Source organism: Pseudomonas sp. S3_A09, from assembly GCF_054668065.1.
Genome location: NZ_CP162752.1, coordinates 412089 through 428741 on the forward strand (window position 1 = coordinate 412089; position 16653 = coordinate 428741).

Sequence of the window (16653 nt, forward strand, 5' to 3'; positions counted from 1 at the left end):
CCTGGACCTCGGCATAAGCGCCCTGGTGATACAACAGCGGCGCACGCCCGAAGTCATCAAAGGCGACCACCTTGCCGATCATGATCCAGTGATCGCCGCCGTCCACCTGCTGGTACTTCTCGCAGTGGAACCGTGCCGAGCAATCGGCGAATACCGGCGAGCCACCCTCCCCCGGTTCGTATTCGATCAAGGCAAAGCGGTCTTCACGGGGGCGCGCAAAGTTATTCGACAAGTGCACCTGGTCGGCCGCCAGCACGTTCACCGCAAAATGGCTGGCCTCCTCGAACACCTCATGGCTGTTGGAGCGCTTGTCGATGCTCCACAGCACCAGCGGTGGGTCGAGGGATACCGAGTTGAAACTGTTGGCGGTCACACCCACCTTGCGCCCGGATGCGGTGGCGGCGGTGACCACGGTCACGCCGGTGGCAAAGTTGCCCAGGGCACGGCGAAAGGCCCGTGGGTCGAAAAGGCTGCTGTCAGACATGCAAGACTCCCGGGCGCCGTCGAACGGGCGCCCTGATTGTTGTGGGGGAAGAACGCGTCACACCATGCTCGGGTCCGGCTCCAGACCCATCAGCTCGCGGCCAAGGATCTGCGCACAGACGTCGTAGTCGGTGTAGGCATGGGCGCCGGTCATATGGGAATCGCGAAACAGGCGCTGCATCTCGTTATGTTCGAACCAGGCGTTGCCGCCGGCAGCGGCGAACAGACGGTCCACGGCTTCGATGCACATTTTTGTCGCGTAGGCCTGGTTAGTGCGCCAGAACGCCAGGGTTTCGCGGCTCGGGTAACGGTGCGCGGCGCTGTGTTCGGCGTGGTCTTGCCAGGTCTTTTCGAGGAATGCGCGGGCGGCGGCCACCTGGTGGGTGGACTCGGCCAGGCGCATCAAGGCGGGAGTGGCCGCGCCAACGGCGGCACCGGTATAGGCGCGCACGCGGTTTTTGGTTTTTTCGCGGAACACCTCCAGCATGCGCTCGGCCACGCCGAGGCTGACGGTGGAAAACCCGCTGGCGAAATATGGCCGGTACGGCGCGTAGAAAATCTGGCTGTCGGGATACAGGCCGAAACCTGCGGACTTGCCTTCCATCATGTCTTTGGCTTTCTGGATCCGGTGTTCGGGCACCCAGACGTTGTCGATGACCAGGGTCTTGGTGCCGCTGCCTTTCATGCCGGCGGCGTACCAATCGTCACGAATCTGGTAGTCACTGCGCGGCAGCACGGCGAAGCAGTAATCCTGGCCGCCTTCGGCGTTCTGTCGACGGCAGCCGACAATCGCCCACTCGCCATGGTCACAACCGCTGCTCCAGCCCATTTCACCGCTGAAGTGCACGCCGCCTTCGCCCTCCACCACACGACCGAATGGCGCAATACTGCTGCTGGCGGTGGCGTGCGGGTTTTCGCCCCAGATCTCCTGCTGCAACTGGGCCGAAAACAACGCCAGTTGGTGGCTGTGGGTGCACAGCAAGCTCATGGCCCAGGCGGTGCTCGCGCAACTGCCGGCAAGCAAGGCGATGCAATCGGCAAACTCCGGCAGCGAGAGTTCCAGGCCACCAAAGGCCTTGGGTTGAAAAGCGCGGTGCAGGCCAATGCTTTTGAGCAAGGCCATGTTTTCATCCGGCACCTGACGCTGCTGTTCAGCCTGTGTGGCATTCGCGGCGATGATGGGCAGGAGTGGCTTGAGGTCTTCAAGGAGCGGGTTTGGCTTTTTCATGGACGGCCCTGCTTATTATTGGAAGTCCGGCGCGCGCTCCGGGTTGAGGAACGGCGCCTGATGCAGGGCCAGTATCGGTGGGGTGGCACGGCTGGAAAATGCACGTTCCACAGGCAAGATTGTACTTTTCATAGGGCTGGCAGCCACAGACATCTCGCACGGCAGGCAGAGTCAAGCCATGGCCCGGTGGCTTGGTTACCCTCGGTTTTTCCTTTGTGACCTGCCAGGAACCCGCCATGAGTGATATCCCGCTGCTGCCTCAAGTCGAAGCCTTTTTGCGTCGGCCCCATGGGCTGTTCATCGACGGCGTCAACATCCGCAGCCATTCCAGCCAGACACTGGCCGTGACCAACCCGGCCACCGGTGACGTGATCGCCCAGGTGGCCGATGCGGACCTGGCGGATATCGACGCGGCGGTGAATTCTGCCAACCGCGGCTTCCAGGTGTGGTCCCAGGCTTTACCCGCGACACGCAGCAATGTACTGCTCAAGCTCGCCGACCTGCTGGAGCGCAATCGCGAAGAACTGGCGCAGATCGAGACCTGCCAGTCCGGCAAGATCATCCAGATTGCCCGCGCATTCGAGGTCGACCAGGCCGCGCACTTCCTGCGTTACTACGCGGGCTGGGCGACCAAGCTCAGCGGCCAGACCCTCACTCCGTCGCTGCCCTCGTTCAACGGCGAACGCTACACCGCATTCACCCTGCGTGAACCGGTGGGCGTGGTGGTGGGCATCGTGCCGTGGAATTTTTCCACCATGATCGCCATCTGGAAACTCGCCTCCGCGCTGGTAACCGGCTGCAGCATCATCATCAAGCCCAGCGAATTCACGCCGCTGACCGTTCTGCGCATCGCCGAGCTGGCCGTCGAAGCCGGGTTGCCACCGGGTGTGCTCAATGTATTGACGGGCGGCGGCCATGTCGGCAAAGGCCTGGTGGAACACCCTGGCACCCGCAAAGTGTCCTTCACCGGTTCCGTGCCTACGGGCATTGCGGTCGGCCGCAGCGCCATGGGCGCCGGCCTCACCCGTGCAACCCTGGAGCTGGGGGGCAAGAATGCTGCCGGTTTCCTGCGCGATGTGGACGTGGACACGGCGGTGAACGGCATCATCGAAGCGGGCTTTTTGCACTCAGGGCAAATTTGCGCGGCGGCCGAGCGCTTCTTCGTGCACCGTTCGCAGATCGACGCGGTGCTGGACACACTCAGCCAGCGCCTTAGTCGCCTGAACATCGGCTCGCCACTGGATGAACGCACCGAATTCGGCCCCGTCACCCACCACCAGCACCAACTCAAATTGCTCGGTTACTTCAACCAGGCCCGCGCCGAAAACAACACGATCATCCATGGCGGCACCCTCATTGACCGCCCCGGCTGCTACGTCGAGCCCACGGTGATCCTCGCCAACAGCATCAACGACACCCTGCTCAACGAAGAAACCTTCGGCCCCATCGCCACCTTCCTGCCCTACGACAGCGAAGACGAACTGCTCGCGCTGATGAACAACGGCCCCTACGGCCTCAGCGCCAGCCTATGGACCAACGACCTGGGCAAGGCCTTGCGCATGGTGCCGGCCATCCAGGCCGGCACCCTGTGGGTGAACATGCACACGCTGCTCGATCCCGCGGTGCCGTTTGGGGGCAATAGGTCTTCGGGGGTTGGGCGGGAGTTCGGCAGTGCGTTTATCGAGGATTACACCGAACTCAAATCGGTGATGATTCGGTACTGAATGGAACGACCGCCTCGGCCTCGATCTCGATCAACCATTCCGGCAACGACAACCCGCTGACGATAATCCACGAAGACGGCGGCGGGTTATGTGGGAAGCGCTGGCGCAGCGCCTGCGCGATCGGCTCCTGCTGGTCACGAGCGGACTCGGCGATGTACAGCCGCAGCATGATCACATCGGAAAGGTCACCCCCGACTTCGGCCAGCACCTTGTCGATATTGTCCAGCGCCTTGGCGGCCTGCTCGGCAATGCCTCCGCCCACCGTGCGCTCGTCAGCATCCACGCCCACCTGGCCGGAAAGCATGATACGTCGCCCCTGTGGCACCTCAAGCGCCTGGCTGAAGCCGTATTGCAGGGAGTTGAATACCGTCGTGGGATTGATGACCTTTCGTTGCATGACGCTTCCTTGTTGTCGGTAGGAAAACAAGGCTAACCCAAAGGCATCGTTCAATCTGGCAGTTCAACATCCCGCAACATATCGACGGTCAGGGTTTGCTCTGCGCCACCCGCCACACCTTGTTCCCCACATCATCCGCCACCAGCAAGGCGCCCTGCTCATCCAGGGTCACGCCCACCGGCCGACCTTGCGCTTCGCCTTCGGCATTGAGAAACCCAGTGAGGAAGTCGACCGGTGCGCCCGACGGTTTGCCGTCCTTGAACGGGATAAACACCACCTTGTAGCCCGCTTGCGGATTGCGGTTCCAGGAGCCGTGCTCACCGACAAACACCCCATCGGCAAAAGCGGCCGGCATGCCGCGTGCGTCGGAGAACGTCAGGCCCAGGGGGGCGACATGGGTACCCAGGGCGTAGTCCGGCGCGATGGCCTGAGCGACTTTGTCCGGGCGCGGCGGTTGGACGCGTACATCCACGTGGCTGCCGTAATAGCTCCACGGCCAGCCGTAGAACGCGCCGTCCTGCACCGAGGTGAGGTAGTCGGGCACCAGGTCGCTGCCGATTTCATCGCGCTCGTTGACGACCGTCCACAGCTGGGTAGAACCCGGTTTCCAAGCGAGGCCGTTGGGGTTGCGCAAGCCGCTGGCGAATAACCGTTTCTCGCCGCTGGCCGGGTCCAGTTCCCAGATAGCCGCACGACCCTCCTCTGCGTCGAGGCCGTTTTCGCCGACATTGCTGTTAGATCCAACCGTCACATACAGCCGGGTGCCCTCGGGATTGGCCAGCAGGTTTTTGGTCCAGTGATGGTTAATGCCCGCCGGCAGGTCGGTGACCTTCACCGGAGTTGCGTCGATGTGAGTCTGGCCCGGGGTGTAGGGCACCTTGACCACCGCGTCGGCGTTGGCGATGTACAAATCGTTGCCCACCAGCGCCATGCCGAAAGGTGACATCAGGCCAGTCAGGAATTCGGTGCGTACCTCCGCATGCCCATCGTGATCGGCATCGCGTAGCAACGTGATGCGATTCGCGCTGGGTGCATCGGCGCCGATGCGGCCCATCACCACGCCCATTGCCGTGCGGCGTGCCCAGGCGATCAAGCCGGTGCCGCCGTCGGTGGCACCTTCGGGCATGGGCGGGTGGTTGCTTTCGGCGACCAGCACATCGCCGTTAGGCAAGGTGTAGACCCACCGCGGGTGGTCGAGATTGTCGGCCAGGGCCGTGACGGTGAAGCCCTGAGGCGCGGTGGGTTGCACACCGTCAGACCAGCCCACGGCCTTGGAGACCTTGAGCGTAGGGATCAAAGAAGTGCTGGGCTCGGGCAGTTGCGGCGCAGGCCCGACACCCGCCTGGAAAGGCAGTCTGGAGGCTTCGCCACAAGCGCTGAGGACAGCGGCAGCGGCAATCAGGAGCGCAAGACGGCTCGGTACATTCATGGTTGGAACCTCAAGGCAGAAACGTGAGGGAGTATTGCCTCAAAAAGCACGGGTCACCACCGGGCATGGCGCAATTGAATGTTAACCGGGGGGCACGAATGGTATAGAAGGCCCTTTTTATCGGACCGTTCCTGAATAACTTTCGGGTTGCGTCCGATGAACCTCGCCGCTAACCTTCGCGGGTCGCTGCAAATTCAGCGAATGGGTGTGGTAGCCCAGTTCTTTCATAGACCCCAAAACGCTCATGGGCGTTTTTTGTGCGGGCTGCTTTGTGGCGGCTGTGCATGGGAGGCTTCGGCCTGCCGGGTTTCTATGACCGGTCTACCACCCCGTGTACAGTCGCCTCCTTACTTCGTGTGGTAGCGAAATGGAGGTGCTCATTCATAGGATTTTCACCCTGACAAACGTCACCCCCAATCCCCCGCCATCCACCTCGGATGACAATCCGCAACTTCCTCCCGATGTCATTTTCACCGTCCGTCCCGGACTCAGTACCGAAGCCGCCTTGAGCAATGCCAGCGAGATGCTCGAGTCAGCGGCTGTCTGCGCCTATGACTGTGCCGAACACCTTGATGGGCCAAGCCTGAAAAAGGTGCTGGCGGTGGTGCAGATGGTCGAGATTGCGCAGTTGTTGGTCGATGAAGCGCTGAACCGGGAATGCCCGGTAGCCTGATCAAACATAGAGCTGGGGCCGCTTCGCGACCCTACGGGAGCAAGCTCCCTCGCCACAGTTACAGTGTTTGTCTTAACTGACTGGCATAAGGGCTTGCCCCCGATAGCAGTGCGGCGATCCGACAAGCCAGCTCCCATACAGACGATCCCCTGCGTCTGAAATGCTGCGCTCGGCATCAGGCCTTCACTGCTATCATCAAACCACTACTGCAGAAATGGACGTCGCTATGCGCCTGATAACAGCTCCCGCTTGTTTACTGGCCGCCTTAACCCTGGCTGGCTGCAGCATCAAGCAAACCGTCACGCCGGTTGCCTTCAGCGGCGCCCAGGCGCCTGAGATCTGCATGATCCCCGCCGAAGGCTTGCGTGCCGGGTTCAATGCCACCTACACCGCGCAGTTGCGCAGCAAAGGGTTCCAGACTCGTGAGCTGCGGCCCGGCACCCCACCGGCCAGTTGCGCCCTGTCGACGACCTACATTGGTCAATGGAGCTGGGACCTGGCGCTTTACATGAGCTATGCCGATATCCAGGTGTTTGAAAATGGCCGCCAGGTGGGCAAGGCGCTGTATGACTCGACCTCGGGTGGCGCTCGAATGGGCAAGTTTATCGATGCACAAAGCAAGATCATCGAGATGACCAACCAGTTGTTCCCGAATGCCTCCTATGGTCCGGGCCTGGCTACCAACTCCCCATCGCCAGACTGAACGGCGAAAACTCCGCGAACTGCCACCGCAACGCCAACGCCGCTGGGCGGCGCACCACGTGTTCCACTGTCACCGTCCACAGCCGCTGGGCGCCTTCGAACAGCGCCACTTCCGGGCCGTCGAGAATCAACGAGGTCCGTCCAGCCACTTGCAGTACATCCCCCGACTCAAAGTCGATGAACAACAAACCCGCCACCGGGTTGGCTTGCAGGTTGCCCAGGGTGGCAAAGAACAGGTTGCCGACGAAGTCGGGGATGGTCAGCACGTTGCCCTCGACCCGCACAAAACCTGAGTTACCGCCCCGATGAGAAACGTCCACCGAACGTTGGCCATCGACCTCGACGTAACTGGCGACGAAAAGCGTGTCGGCGTTGCGGATCAGGGTTTGCGCGGCATCGTCCAGGTCGTTGAAGCGTTCGACCACCGTTCCGGGTCTGCGGGCGATGCTGTCGACCGGGCGCAGTTGGATGTACTTGGGGCAGTTGCCGAAGGTATGCACCACGTCGACCGAAAAACCTTCGTGATCGAATGCACCGATTCGGCCGTTCATGCGATTGCGGCGCCGAGTGTTGAGGTCGATGCCCAGCAGGCCGACGGCTGCTCCCGTACGCAAGGCGTTGCGGGCCGGGTCAGTCGCGGACGGCAGGCTGTCGATCTGCAGGGTCTGCGGATCCGGCGAGTGGGCAAAGCCTGGCGCGCCTTCAATCATCGTCGCCCAAGGGATGCCCTGCTCGTCCACCGCACCCAGTATCAGGTACGGCAATAAAGGGTAGAAATCCCGGTGCTGTTCCGGCAGGTGATCGCGGATCACTTTGGGCCCGACCACGGCCATACGGTCGGCCACGCCCACCGCCGCTTGTATGTGCCGTTCACCGGCATGCCAGGGGGATTGTTCGATCAGGTTCATGGCGAGCACCTCATGTTGGATGTGTCGATGCTGCGCCCTGTCAGCCGGCGTGAGAATCACCACGCCAGGCAATCCACTGTTACGCCAGCTGAAATGCCGGGTAGTCGCGCAACGCCGTCACACAGTGGTCGACAAAACTGCGCACGCGCATCGGTGCGTTGCGGCCTTCGCGGTACACCACCTGCACCGGCAGGGGCGGCGGCTCAAAGTCCGGCAATACTCGACGCAGCTGCCCGTTGTGCAGGTGGTCGTGCACCGGATAACTCAAGCAGCGAATCAACCCCGCGCCATGCACCGCCGCATTGATCGCGCCCTGCACCGTGGCGCAGCCGAGTCGGGCGCGGGCCTTGAGTTGATAGCCCGGAAAATCCCAATGCACCTGATCGGTGCTGGCGATCAGTCGGTGCTGCTTGAGGTCGTCCGGGCGTTGAGGCTCACCATGAACAGCAAGATAGTCGGGGCTGGCGCAAAGGATAGGCCGCACGTGCCCCAGCGGTCGGGCAATCAATGACGAATCGGGCAGTTCTCCGACGAGGATGGCAACGTCGAGCCCTTCTTCGTGCAGGTTCGGGTAATAGTCGTGGTAGCTGACGACCAGGTTCACCTCGGGATAGCGGTCCAAGTAGTCGGCCAAGACCGGCGCCATCACATAGCGGCTGAACAGGAACGGCAAAAACACCCGCAGATTGCCTTGGGCCTGCACATGCAGGCCCTTGGCGGAGGCTTCGGCGGCGTCCACCGCGGCGAGCAGGCGCACGCAGTCCGCCAGGTAGGCGCTGCCGGCGTCGGTGAGGCTCACGCCACGCGTGCTGCGCGCCAGCAACGGCACGCGCAAACGCGCCTCCAGGCGGGCAATCGCGCGTACCAGGGTCGGGCCGGAGACCTGTGCATCACGCGCCGCCGAGGCCAGGCTAGGCTGCCCGGCCAGCGCGGCGAACAACTGCATATCGCGATAACGCTCCATCAGCTGCGCCGCTTGATTGCCGGGTTCAGCGCGGCGTCCTGGCCCAGGCGGTGGGTGAGAAAGTCGACAAAGGTGTTGATCTTGGCCGGCACCCGGCCGCTTTTCTGGAACACCACCTGGATCGGCAACGGCGCCGACTCATAGGCTTCAAGGACAATCTCCAACTCACCCGCCGCCACCGCCGCTGCGACTTGATAGGACAGCACACGCGTCATGCCCCAGCCCAACCGCGCCAGGTTGATCGCGGCATTGTTCGCCGTGACTACCAGACGTGGCTCGATGGACACGGTCAAGGGTTGGCCGCCGTCGACGAACTCCCAGCCACTCACCAACCGGCTGGACGACGACGTGGCGATCTTGGCTTCACGCAACTGCGACGGATGCGTAGGCTGCCCGTGCTGTTCGAGATAGGCCGGCGATGCACACACCACTCGGCGCACTTCACCGACCTTGATCGCCTGCTGCCCCGGCTCATGCAAGTGACCGATACGCACCGCCACATCCACACCTTCGTCGGTCATGTTGACCACGCGATCGACCAGCAAGGCGTTGATATTCACCAGCGGGAACCGGTCCAGGTACTCCCCCAGCACCGGTGCCACATACAGCTCGCCAAACAGCACCGGCGCGGTCACCGTCAAATGGCCGCAAGGAATGGAATAACTGCCCGCCGCAGCTTCCTCGGCTTCATCGAGCTCCGCCAGGATACGCCGGCAATCTTCCAGGTAACGCTGGCCGGCTTCGGTGAGGTGCAAGCTGCGTGTGGTACGCGCCAGCAATTGGGTGCCGATGCGTTGCTCCATGGCGGCGATGGCCCGGGTCACACTGGGCGGCGAGGTTTTCAGGCGGCGCGCCGCAGCGGCGAAGCCCTCCTCCTCGGCCACGGCCAGGAACACCTGCATCTCATGAAATCGGTCCATCGGCACGCCTCTAGAAAGTTATTGCGACTGCAAGCCCACCGCCGTTCGCGGCATGCCCACGAACCCCGGCAACGCCTCGATGCTGGCGAGCCAGGCGCGCACTTGAGGGTAGTCGGCCAGCGAAACATTGCCTTCCGGCGCGTGAGCGGTGTAGGTGTAGAACGCCACATCGGCAATAGTGGGTTGCTCGCCGACCAGGAAACGGCTCTGGCTCAATTGCGCCTCCACCAGTTTCAGCAACGCATGGGAACGGGCAATGGCGACGGCGGTGTCGACCTCGGCACCAAACACCGTGGCCAGTCGTGCAGACGCAGGCCCGGCGTGCAACTGGCCGGCAGCGGCCGAGAGCCAGCGCTGCACGCGAGCCTGCCCCACCGGGTCGCTCGGCAGCCATTGACCGTTGCCATAGGTGTTCGCCAGGTAAACCAGGATCGCATTGGAGTCCGCCAGCACAACACCGTTGTCATCGATGGCCGGCACCTGGCCGAACGGGTTGATGGAGGCAATGAACTCGGGGGCTTTGTGAGCGCCTTGCTTGAGGTCAACCTGCACAAACTCCGTAGGCAGGCCGAGCAGGGACAGCATCAGCTCGACCCGGTGTGAGTGGCCGGACAACGGGAAACCGTAGAGTTTGATCATGAAAGGCTCCAAAAAAGTGGGGTATCGACGCCCCGCATGTTCCGCCGCTGCCCCGGCCGTTGGAATCACCAGGATTTACAATCCAGCATTTCATCCGGTGAAACAATCACTCGTCGAATAATACCCACGATCAGGTTGAACACGGTGGTCATCACCACGCTGTCCAACGCGATCCAGGCCAAGACCTCGATCAGGCACGTTCTTGCAGCCGATCACGCAAAAACCGATGGCTCACCGAAAACAACCGCCGATACGTGAGCAACACCGCCCCCACCGTGCCCAACGCCGACGATGCGGCAATCAGAAACATGATCACGATCTGATACCGCACCGCGTCCACCGGACTCTCCCCCGCCAGTACCTGCCCCGTCATCATGCCGGGCAGGCTGACGATGCCCACCACCGTCATCTGGTTCAGCGTCGGGATCATACCGGCGCGCACCGCCTGGCGGATGGCTTCCTGGGCCGCTTCCCAGCGCGAGCCGCCAAGGGCCAGGATCATTTCGATGGTGTTGCGGCCCGACGTCAGTTCCTGGGTCATGCGCTCTATCCCCAGCGACACGCCAGTCAGGGTGTTGCCCAGAATCATGCCAAGGATCGGGATCGCATACTGCGGCTCGTACCACGGATGGATGCGAATCACCGCAAACAAGCCCACCGCCGTCACCAGCCACGAACTGCCCCACACCGACAGGATGCTGTCCACGCGCTGCCCCCGATACGTGCGCCGCCCGCGCCCCGCCGCCGAGATACCGGCAATCAGCGTCATGGCGCACATCAGCGGCAGCACCACGTACCAATAGGCAAACTCGAACACCCAGCCCAGCAGATAACCGATGGCCAGCAGTTGCACCACGGTGCGCACAGCCGCCCACAACAACTGACGCTCCAGGCCCAGGCGCAACAGCAGGGAGAGCGCGCCGTTGATCAGGATCAGCGAGGCGGCGATGCCCATGTCCAGCGCGGTAAGGTTCTGATAGTTCATGGCTGGGCCACTCCACTCAATACACCGGCACTCATCTGCAAATGGATGTCGCTCATGCGCCGGGCCTGTTCGAGGTCGTGGGAGACCCAGACACAGGCGCGGGAGCGATCCACGGCAAACCAGGCGTCGATCAGCGCTTCCACTTCGCGGGAAGACGTGGGGTCGAGGGCGGCGGTGGGCTCGTCGAGCAACAGCACTTCGGGGTTGAGCTGCAGGGTGCGGATCAGCGAAACCACCTGGGACTCACCGCCCGACAGGTCGGCGGCGCGCTTGGCCAGAAAATCCGGAGTCTTACCCGCGTGGCCCAACAGCGTGGTCACCGTCGCCAGGTCAAAGCGGCGTTTGCGCGACGTCTTCAGGCTGAACGGGAAGCGCAGGTTGTCTTCCACTGTGCCGTCGAGCAGCGCCGGGCGTTGCGACAGGTAGCTGATGTGGCAGCGGTAGTGAGGAATCTGCGCGTTGTTAATCGGCTGGCCGTTCCACAGGATCTGCCCGGAGCTGGGCGCGTCCAGCAGGGCGAGTGCGCGCAGGAACACGCTTTTGCCCGAGCCGGATGAGCCGGTGATCGACACGCGATCGGTGGCATTCAAGGTGAAATCGGTGGGCTGGAGCAAGGCCACGTGGCGGCGCTCGTCCATGCGCGTAAGGGCGCGGGTTTCGATCAGTGCGCTCATGGACGCGGTGTTCCTCTCAATCTGGATGGTGCAATGGTGAAGCACACTCGTCGGGATTTCATGCAAAACATTCAAACTCATGTGCACGAGCAGAAGCGCGCAGTTGGCCTGGGCAAGGCCCATTGTGCTCGCTAGACTCGCAGTCCTATAAAAAGGAACCCTCATGGACGAACAGAAAGTATCCAATACCCCCGCTTCCCGCTTGAGCGCAGCGTGGTTATGGCGACTGCTAAAGCGTCAAAGCCTGCCGATCATGCTGCTGCTGTTTGCGCTGTTTTACTCAAACGGCTACGCCTATCTGGAGACTTATAACAAGGTGCTCGGCGTGCCCGTTAACCGTCTCGGCTACGACACTTATCACTACGTGGTGTACGGCGGAAACCACATTCTGGTCAAACTGGCGGCCTTGCTTATCTTCACCGCAGCGGTCCTGGTTTTCGCCTGCCTGATGTACTTCACCGAAAACCCTGACCGTGTTTTACCCACTCGGGAATTGGGGATCCACACACGTCGCTATCGAATGCTGCGCAGGCTGGAGAAGAGCTACAGGAAAGCCACGACGCCGATATCCGGCGCACTGCTGATCAGCCTGCTGGCATTTTTCGCCTGGATCATCTGGTCGCTGGCGTACGCGCAGTCGATGGCACATGGCAAGCTGAGAGCCTACGAAGAGATTCGTGATTGCAAGCCATCAATTCTCCAGCTCAACAACCTCGATGTGGTCACGGCCTGTATCGTCGGCGAAAGTGACGATATGTTGTATCTGGTGGAAAAACACAGGGAGGGCGGCGAAATCCAGTTTCAGAAACGCCGAGTTCCCAAAGACAGTGTTCGCTCAACCACAGGTCCCACCACGGTGCTGAAAAAACCCGACTGACCTCTGTGGGAGCCGGACACAAGAGACTGATTTGCAATCGAGCGCGGCACTGCCTATATTTCCCGCCTGGCGCTCTCTACGCCACCTTCCGCGGAAAGGGCTGCGCCCAAGACCCTGCAACACCCTCTTTTTTTACGACTCCCAACCTTGAAGCGGAAAAGGTTTGTGCAAGGAGATCGTATGTCCCATCCATTCAACACCGATGGCCGCCTCAACCTTGAGCAGCAGCGCAAGCGCGCCAAGGAACTGCTGCCACACCTGAAAACCCAGGACCCGAACGCTACCTTGTCCGTGGCCCAGTGGACGATCGCCAAGCAGCTGGGTTTCAGCAGTTGGCCCAAGCTCAAGGCCCATATCGACGCCATCGACTTCGCCGCCCGCCACCCCGACTTTGCCGCCAGTGATGAAGCCCGCACCACCCACTGGCGCTGCGGCAATGACATTGCCCACACCCTCCAGCTGGCGGGGTTCAAAGGGCAGTTCCGGATGCTCGCCGACCCGCTGTGCATGGGGCCGGTCCGCGACTTGCCCGGCCAAGACTTCCGCGCCATGCGCAGTGCATTTATCAGCCAGGCCTTTTCTATCGATGAAGCAGACGCAGCGCGTCGCGTAGACGTTGAATACGGCCACCTCGACGCATTGGCCAGCGCCGATCACAGCGTGCTGTGGTGCGAAGCGGATGCCTATGACCAATTGTTCCTGGTCCGTGCGCTTGCCGGCCTCGAACAAGCACCGCGTAAGTTGGAACTGATCGAGGTAGACCACATTCCCGGCGTGCAACGCTTTATCGGCATCGGCCAACTGGCGCCGGATGTGCTGGCGTGGCTGTGGCCACAACGGCGTCTGATCGATAATGATGCCGTGCAATTGGCCAAACGGGCCTGGTCGGCGTACTGCGATAGCTCGCCAGTCAAATGGGCGCAATTGGCCCATGACAGCCATCCCGCCTTACCGTTGCTCGCCCCGGCGCTGTTGCGTCAATTGCAGGAGTTGCCTGGGATGCGCGATGGCCTGTCGCTGACCGAGCGACTGGCCCTGACGTACCTTGCTGAAGCTGGGCCAACCCCCTTCGGTCGGGTGTTTGCCGAGCTGATGGCCAAGCGTGAACCGCTGCCGTTTCTGGGGGACATGATGTTTCATGCGCTCTTGCGGCCGCTGATCGATGGCGACAACCCTTTGCTCCTAGAAGCAGAAGCCCAAAAAGCATGGCCGCAAAGAGGGTTGACGCTGACGGCATTGGGCCAAGACGTGCTCAAAGGCCGAGCCTATTGGCCCGACCATTGCTCCCATGAACGCTGGGTCGGTGGAACGTGCATCCAACCCGGCCAACCTCACTGGACGATTGATGAGGATAACCAACCCGTCTTTCAGCGCAGGGCTATCAGGTAGGCTTCTTCAGCCGAGAACCCCTCCATGATGAGGTCGATGATAGCCTCTCTGTATTCACTGACCTTCACCGGCAGGGTCGCCTTGTTCGTCTGGTAATAAGCCGCCATACACTGGATAGCTTGCGGCTTTTTGACCTTTTGGCGAGGTTTCACTGCCTGCGTGGTCACACTGACGAAACCATCGAAGTCCGCTGTCGCGACGCTCCAGTCAAACTCAAAGACCTGCTTACGCGCAGCCACCGGATCGAAGTGTCGAGTAAAAAAACTGCCACACTCCCCCGAGCTTTTACTGATCACCAACGACGTCAGGTCTGGCAGCCCTCGCTCATTGGTGAACAGCCTGACCACGTCCAGCCGCCGCCCGGTGGAAACGGGAATAGCATTTTGAACGACCGGATGGTCAGGGTTCTCACACTGGGCACGATCGACCAGTTCGGAGTACGTCAGGCAATGTTTGTGCTTGGCCAGATCAACCAGAATTGGGTAATAGACGGACGCCAACTGGACGTCGATAAGGGTGATGTTTTCGTAAAGACCTTGCTGTGCGTTCATGATGTTCCTGACCAGCGCATGATTTCCTTGAGTGGGATAACATCCCACACTTCGCACCACATGGCTAATAGCCACCTATTCTTATCAAGGAAGATTTGTGACCCTTCGAACAGCAGCTGACCTGTGGAACAGCCTAAACTCAGCGGACCGCCTGGCGCCCAGGAGCCATGACAGACAGTTCGTCGCAGACCTGCGCGCGGCGTTGCAGATTGCGCCATCTCAAGACATTGGCGCCTATCTGAAACGTCACACCGTCGATGCCACGTCTTTCCTCATCGCGGTACTGAATGCCTTGCAGCCTTTCGGCATGATGCTCAACGACATCTATGAGATGTTCGCCGAGGGCGGTGTGTCCCAGAGCAATGAGCGACTGCTGATCGAGTTCGATTTTGGTCAGGGCGACAAAGTGCCCTTCGACGTCGATGCGTTTCGTCGCGCCCGCGCGATAATGGAAAACCTCAGCCACGCAGTTGCCCAGCGCGCCTATTGTGCAGAGGACTTGAGGCTCATCAGCAACGGCGTGTTCCGTGCGTTGAGAGAAACGCCGGGGGTGGACACTACCAGGCCCCCTTCTCTCGTGGATATGGCTGCAAAAAGCTGGATTGATGGCCACGAATGGCCTTATCAAACGCCTGTGCCGCTGCCCGATGGTGCGCCCAATGACTCACTGACCCAGGCACTTGCACCACTGGCGACCCTGATCCAGCAGCTGTGCCAACGTACAAGCCGCTATACCAGCCAGAATGACCTGCGCAGCGCCCGCCGTGATGACGAGCCATGCCCATCAGAGAGAGCGCCCATCCATCAATGGAGTGAATCCCAGTTAGCGCACGCTCAGGACGATCACATCGCGCGCTATCACCTCTTACGCGGACTTTGGTATTGCCAACAGCTTGTCCCCCTGTCACACAGGGACAATTTCGCAGAAAAAATTGAAGCACTCACCAATGCCCATTCGCAGTTCGTCCCGCCCCAACCCTTGTCACGTGAGCTGGAAGACCTGCTGGACCTGCCCATCTGGAAACAACGTTCACAGCTCTATTCGGTGTGGCTTATTACGCTGCTGAAGCGCGAACTCAAACAGTCGGGTGAACGTTTTCAACTGATGGCCGAAGACAACGGCCTCACATTCGCCTTCAGGCCTACTCTTATTGCCAAGCTGCATGTCGGCAACGATGTGCTCGAGCTGATGGCGGAGCTTCGCGTCGCCTCCAAAGACATTAAGTTGGCAGGTGCAGGCCGTAGCCAGAACATTCAACCTGACTATTCGCTCCTGCAGCGCCTGCCGGATAAAACCGAAAAAGTTGTCTATGTGCTGGAAGCAAAGCAGTACGCGCGCGCCAACACTCGAAACTTTAATGAAGCCCTGCGCGACTACGCAAAGATCAACACACACGCCCTTGTAGCCCTCGCAAACTACGGACCGGTGCCCGCCAGTCAGCCGAAAAAGCTGGTGGACCTGTGCGCGCAGAATGGCGATGAAAACGTGAGTGAGCGTTGCCAGGCATTTGCAGGCGTCACCCCCATCAACGCGATGTCAACGCACCTATTGCGCCAGCATTTTCGTTGTGCACTCACAGAGTACGCGTTACCTCTGCCCCGCCTGATTGTCGACCTGTCGAGTTCAATGGGTGGAGTGCTGAATACTCAAGCCTTGGATAGCTGGCCAACCACTGCCGAGCGCATTGCTGATTCGGGCATGGGGCTCATACTTAACCGGCACTACCCGGAACCCGTGAGTCCCGGCCAGCCAACGCGTAACGCCATGCTGTCGCTGTTCGAAAAAACCGTCAACGGACCCAAGGGGGTCTACGACATCACCCACAAAGAACGTGGCCTGTTGATGCTGTTTACGGACAGCGGTGGATTTCATGAAGAACGCAATTATCACGACAAGCTGGCGGGCATCATCATTCTGCAACCGGACGGCTCAATGGAGCTGCGGATGAGGAAATCTACGGAGAGTCTGCTGCGACGGGCAATACCCGCTCTGATCGCTTGCACACGTGCTGGTGAATCCTATTGAGCGTTTGCCACAAAGCCGCTCGGGGCCGTATGGTGCGGCATCCATCAAACTCTACGCCTGCCACGCGGCGCGCCTTTTCCAAGG

The 16653-nt window shown here is 61.0% G+C and carries 16 protein-coding genes and 1 pseudogene; 6 read left to right on the top strand and 11 right to left on the bottom strand.

Annotated elements, in window-relative coordinates; translation table 11 throughout:
- Nucleotides 1–4: 4 nt before the first annotated feature.
- Together AB4N92_RS01955 and AB4N92_RS01960 are read right to left on the bottom strand one after the other, a co-directional pair.
- Nucleotides 5–484, bottom strand: a pseudogene (locus AB4N92_RS01955) (flavin reductase family protein); the annotation flags it as partial.
- 57 nt (nucleotides 485–541) lie between these two features.
- The gene (locus AB4N92_RS01960; RefSeq protein ID WP_010209231.1) at nucleotides 542–1711 is read right to left on the bottom strand and encodes a p-hydroxyphenylacetate 3-hydroxylase oxygenase component; all 1170 of its coding nucleotides are present in this window, start codon (nucleotides 1709–1711) and stop codon (nucleotides 542–544) included.
- A 236-nt stretch (nucleotides 1712–1947) separates the two neighbouring features.
- On the opposite strand from AB4N92_RS01960, the gene AB4N92_RS01965 reads away from it, so the two are divergent.
- Nucleotides 1948–3435, top strand: coding sequence for an aldehyde dehydrogenase family protein (locus AB4N92_RS01965; protein WP_236267386.1), 1488 nt, complete (start codon nucleotides 1948–1950; stop codon nucleotides 3433–3435).
- Here AB4N92_RS01965 and AB4N92_RS01970 read toward each other — a convergent pair.
- Together AB4N92_RS01970 and AB4N92_RS01975 are read right to left on the bottom strand one after the other, a co-directional pair.
- Nucleotides 3410–3832: a RidA family protein gene (locus AB4N92_RS01970; protein WP_010209228.1), complete on the bottom strand. Its 423-nt coding sequence runs from the start codon at nucleotides 3830–3832 to the stop codon at nucleotides 3410–3412. The genes AB4N92_RS01965 and AB4N92_RS01970 overlap by 26 nt on opposite strands.
- A gap of 88 nt (nucleotides 3833–3920) precedes the next feature.
- Nucleotides 3921–5261 (bottom strand): PQQ-dependent sugar dehydrogenase, encoded by a 1341-nt coding sequence (locus AB4N92_RS01975; RefSeq protein ID WP_069672499.1) that lies wholly within the window; start codon nucleotides 5259–5261, stop codon nucleotides 3921–3923.
- A 397-nt stretch (nucleotides 5262–5658) separates the two neighbouring features.
- Here AB4N92_RS01975 and AB4N92_RS01980 point away from each other — a divergent pair, with 397 nt between their 5' ends.
- Complete coding sequence (locus tag AB4N92_RS01980; protein WP_137205672.1) at nucleotides 5659–5934, top strand: DUF6124 family protein; 276 nt, start codon at nucleotides 5659–5661, stop codon at nucleotides 5932–5934.
- A 226-nt stretch (nucleotides 5935–6160) separates the two neighbouring features.
- The gene (locus tag AB4N92_RS01985) at nucleotides 6161–6637 is read left to right on the top strand and encodes an Sbal_3080 family lipoprotein (protein WP_010209225.1); all 477 of its coding nucleotides are present in this window, start codon (nucleotides 6161–6163) and stop codon (nucleotides 6635–6637) included.
- On the opposite strand, the gene AB4N92_RS01990 is transcribed toward AB4N92_RS01985, so the two are convergent.
- The 6 genes from AB4N92_RS01990 to AB4N92_RS02015 all read right to left on the bottom strand — a co-directional run bounded on the left by AB4N92_RS01990 (nucleotide 6612) and on the right by AB4N92_RS02015 (nucleotide 11726).
- Nucleotides 6612–7544, bottom strand: coding sequence for a pyridoxamine 5'-phosphate oxidase family protein (locus AB4N92_RS01990; protein ID WP_236267390.1), 933 nt, complete (start codon nucleotides 7542–7544; stop codon nucleotides 6612–6614). The two genes, AB4N92_RS01985 and AB4N92_RS01990, sit on opposite strands and share 26 nt — an antisense overlap.
- 79 nt (nucleotides 7545–7623) lie before the next feature.
- Complete coding sequence (locus AB4N92_RS01995) at nucleotides 7624–8508, bottom strand: LysR family transcriptional regulator (protein ID WP_198729584.1); 885 nt, start codon at nucleotides 8506–8508, stop codon at nucleotides 7624–7626.
- Nucleotides 8508–9428 carry a LysR family transcriptional regulator gene (locus tag AB4N92_RS02000; protein WP_236267392.1) on the bottom strand — a complete coding sequence of 307 codons (921 nt, stop codon included), beginning with the start codon at nucleotides 9426–9428 and terminating at the stop codon, nucleotides 8508–8510. The genes AB4N92_RS01995 and AB4N92_RS02000 overlap by 1 nt, the downstream gene beginning before the upstream one ends.
- Before the next feature lie 18 nt (nucleotides 9429–9446).
- Nucleotides 9447–10067 carry a glutathione S-transferase family protein gene (locus AB4N92_RS02005; RefSeq protein ID WP_010209219.1) on the bottom strand — a complete coding sequence of 207 codons (621 nt, stop codon included), beginning with the start codon at nucleotides 10065–10067 and terminating at the stop codon, nucleotides 9447–9449.
- Nucleotides 10068–10257: 190 nt separating this feature from the next.
- Nucleotides 10258–11052: an ABC transporter permease gene (locus AB4N92_RS02010; RefSeq protein ID WP_010209218.1), complete on the bottom strand. Its 795-nt coding sequence runs from the start codon at nucleotides 11050–11052 to the stop codon at nucleotides 10258–10260.
- The gene (locus AB4N92_RS02015) at nucleotides 11049–11726 is read right to left on the bottom strand and encodes an ABC transporter ATP-binding protein (protein WP_021491073.1); all 678 of its coding nucleotides are present in this window, start codon (nucleotides 11724–11726) and stop codon (nucleotides 11049–11051) included. Before AB4N92_RS02015 ends, AB4N92_RS02010 begins: the two co-directional genes overlap by 4 nt.
- Before the next feature lie 163 nt (nucleotides 11727–11889).
- Between AB4N92_RS02015 and AB4N92_RS02020 the strand changes: the two genes are divergently transcribed.
- Both AB4N92_RS02020 and AB4N92_RS02025 read left to right on the top strand, forming a co-directional pair.
- A complete protein-coding gene (locus AB4N92_RS02020; RefSeq protein WP_021491074.1) occupies nucleotides 11890–12603 on the top strand; it encodes a hypothetical protein in 714 nt (237 codons plus the stop codon).
- 180 nt (nucleotides 12604–12783) lie between these two features.
- Entirely contained in the window at nucleotides 12784–13992 is a 1209-nt protein-coding gene (locus AB4N92_RS02025; protein ID WP_010209212.1) for a DUF1835 domain-containing protein, read from the top strand.
- Here the strand turns inward: AB4N92_RS02025 and AB4N92_RS02030 are convergent.
- Nucleotides 13971–14543 (bottom strand): hypothetical protein, encoded by a 573-nt coding sequence (locus AB4N92_RS02030; protein WP_010209210.1) that lies wholly within the window; start codon nucleotides 14541–14543, stop codon nucleotides 13971–13973. The two genes, AB4N92_RS02025 and AB4N92_RS02030, sit on opposite strands and share 22 nt — an antisense overlap.
- Before the next feature lie 97 nt (nucleotides 14544–14640).
- On the opposite strand from AB4N92_RS02030, the gene AB4N92_RS02035 reads away from it, so the two are divergent.
- Nucleotides 14641–16569 (top strand): hypothetical protein, encoded by a 1929-nt coding sequence (locus AB4N92_RS02035; RefSeq protein ID WP_236267396.1) that lies wholly within the window; start codon nucleotides 14641–14643, stop codon nucleotides 16567–16569.
- Nucleotides 16570–16653: the final 84 nt, after the last annotated feature.

Excerpts from the sequence above, each read along its gene's own strand:
- AB4N92_RS01960 (WP_010209231.1), bottom strand. The coding sequence starts at position 1,711 with ATGAAAAAGCCAAACCCGCTCCTTGAAGACCTCAAGCCACTCCTGCCC.
- AB4N92_RS01965 (WP_236267386.1), top strand. The coding sequence starts at position 1,948 with ATGAGTGATATCCCGCTGCTGCCTCAAGTCGAAGCCTTTTTGCGTCGG.
- AB4N92_RS01970 (WP_010209228.1), bottom strand. The coding sequence starts at position 3,832 with ATGCAACGAAAGGTCATCAATCCCACGACGGTATTCAACTCCCTGCAA.
- AB4N92_RS01975 (WP_069672499.1), bottom strand. The coding sequence starts at position 5,261 with ATGAATGTACCGAGCCGTCTTGCGCTCCTGATTGCCGCTGCCGCTGTC.
- AB4N92_RS01985 (WP_010209225.1), top strand. The coding sequence starts at position 6,161 with ATGCGCCTGATAACAGCTCCCGCTTGTTTACTGGCCGCCTTAACCCTG.
- AB4N92_RS01990 (WP_236267390.1), bottom strand. The coding sequence starts at position 7,544 with ATGAACCTGATCGAACAATCCCCCTGGCATGCCGGTGAACGGCACATA.
- AB4N92_RS01995 (WP_198729584.1), bottom strand. The coding sequence starts at position 8,508 with ATGGAGCGTTATCGCGATATGCAGTTGTTCGCCGCGCTGGCCGGGCAG.
- AB4N92_RS02000 (WP_236267392.1), bottom strand. The coding sequence starts at position 9,428 with ATGGACCGATTTCATGAGATGCAGGTGTTCCTGGCCGTGGCCGAGGAG.
- AB4N92_RS02005 (WP_010209219.1), bottom strand. The coding sequence starts at position 10,067 with ATGATCAAACTCTACGGTTTCCCGTTGTCCGGCCACTCACACCGGGTC.
- AB4N92_RS02010 (WP_010209218.1), bottom strand. The coding sequence starts at position 11,052 with ATGAACTATCAGAACCTTACCGCGCTGGACATGGGCATCGCCGCCTCG.
- AB4N92_RS02015 (WP_021491073.1), bottom strand. The coding sequence starts at position 11,726 with ATGAGCGCACTGATCGAAACCCGCGCCCTTACGCGCATGGACGAGCGC.
- AB4N92_RS02020 (WP_021491074.1), top strand. The coding sequence starts at position 11,890 with ATGGACGAACAGAAAGTATCCAATACCCCCGCTTCCCGCTTGAGCGCA.
- AB4N92_RS02025 (WP_010209212.1), top strand. The coding sequence starts at position 12,784 with ATGTCCCATCCATTCAACACCGATGGCCGCCTCAACCTTGAGCAGCAG.
- AB4N92_RS02030 (WP_010209210.1), bottom strand. The coding sequence starts at position 14,543 with ATGAACGCACAGCAAGGTCTTTACGAAAACATCACCCTTATCGACGTC.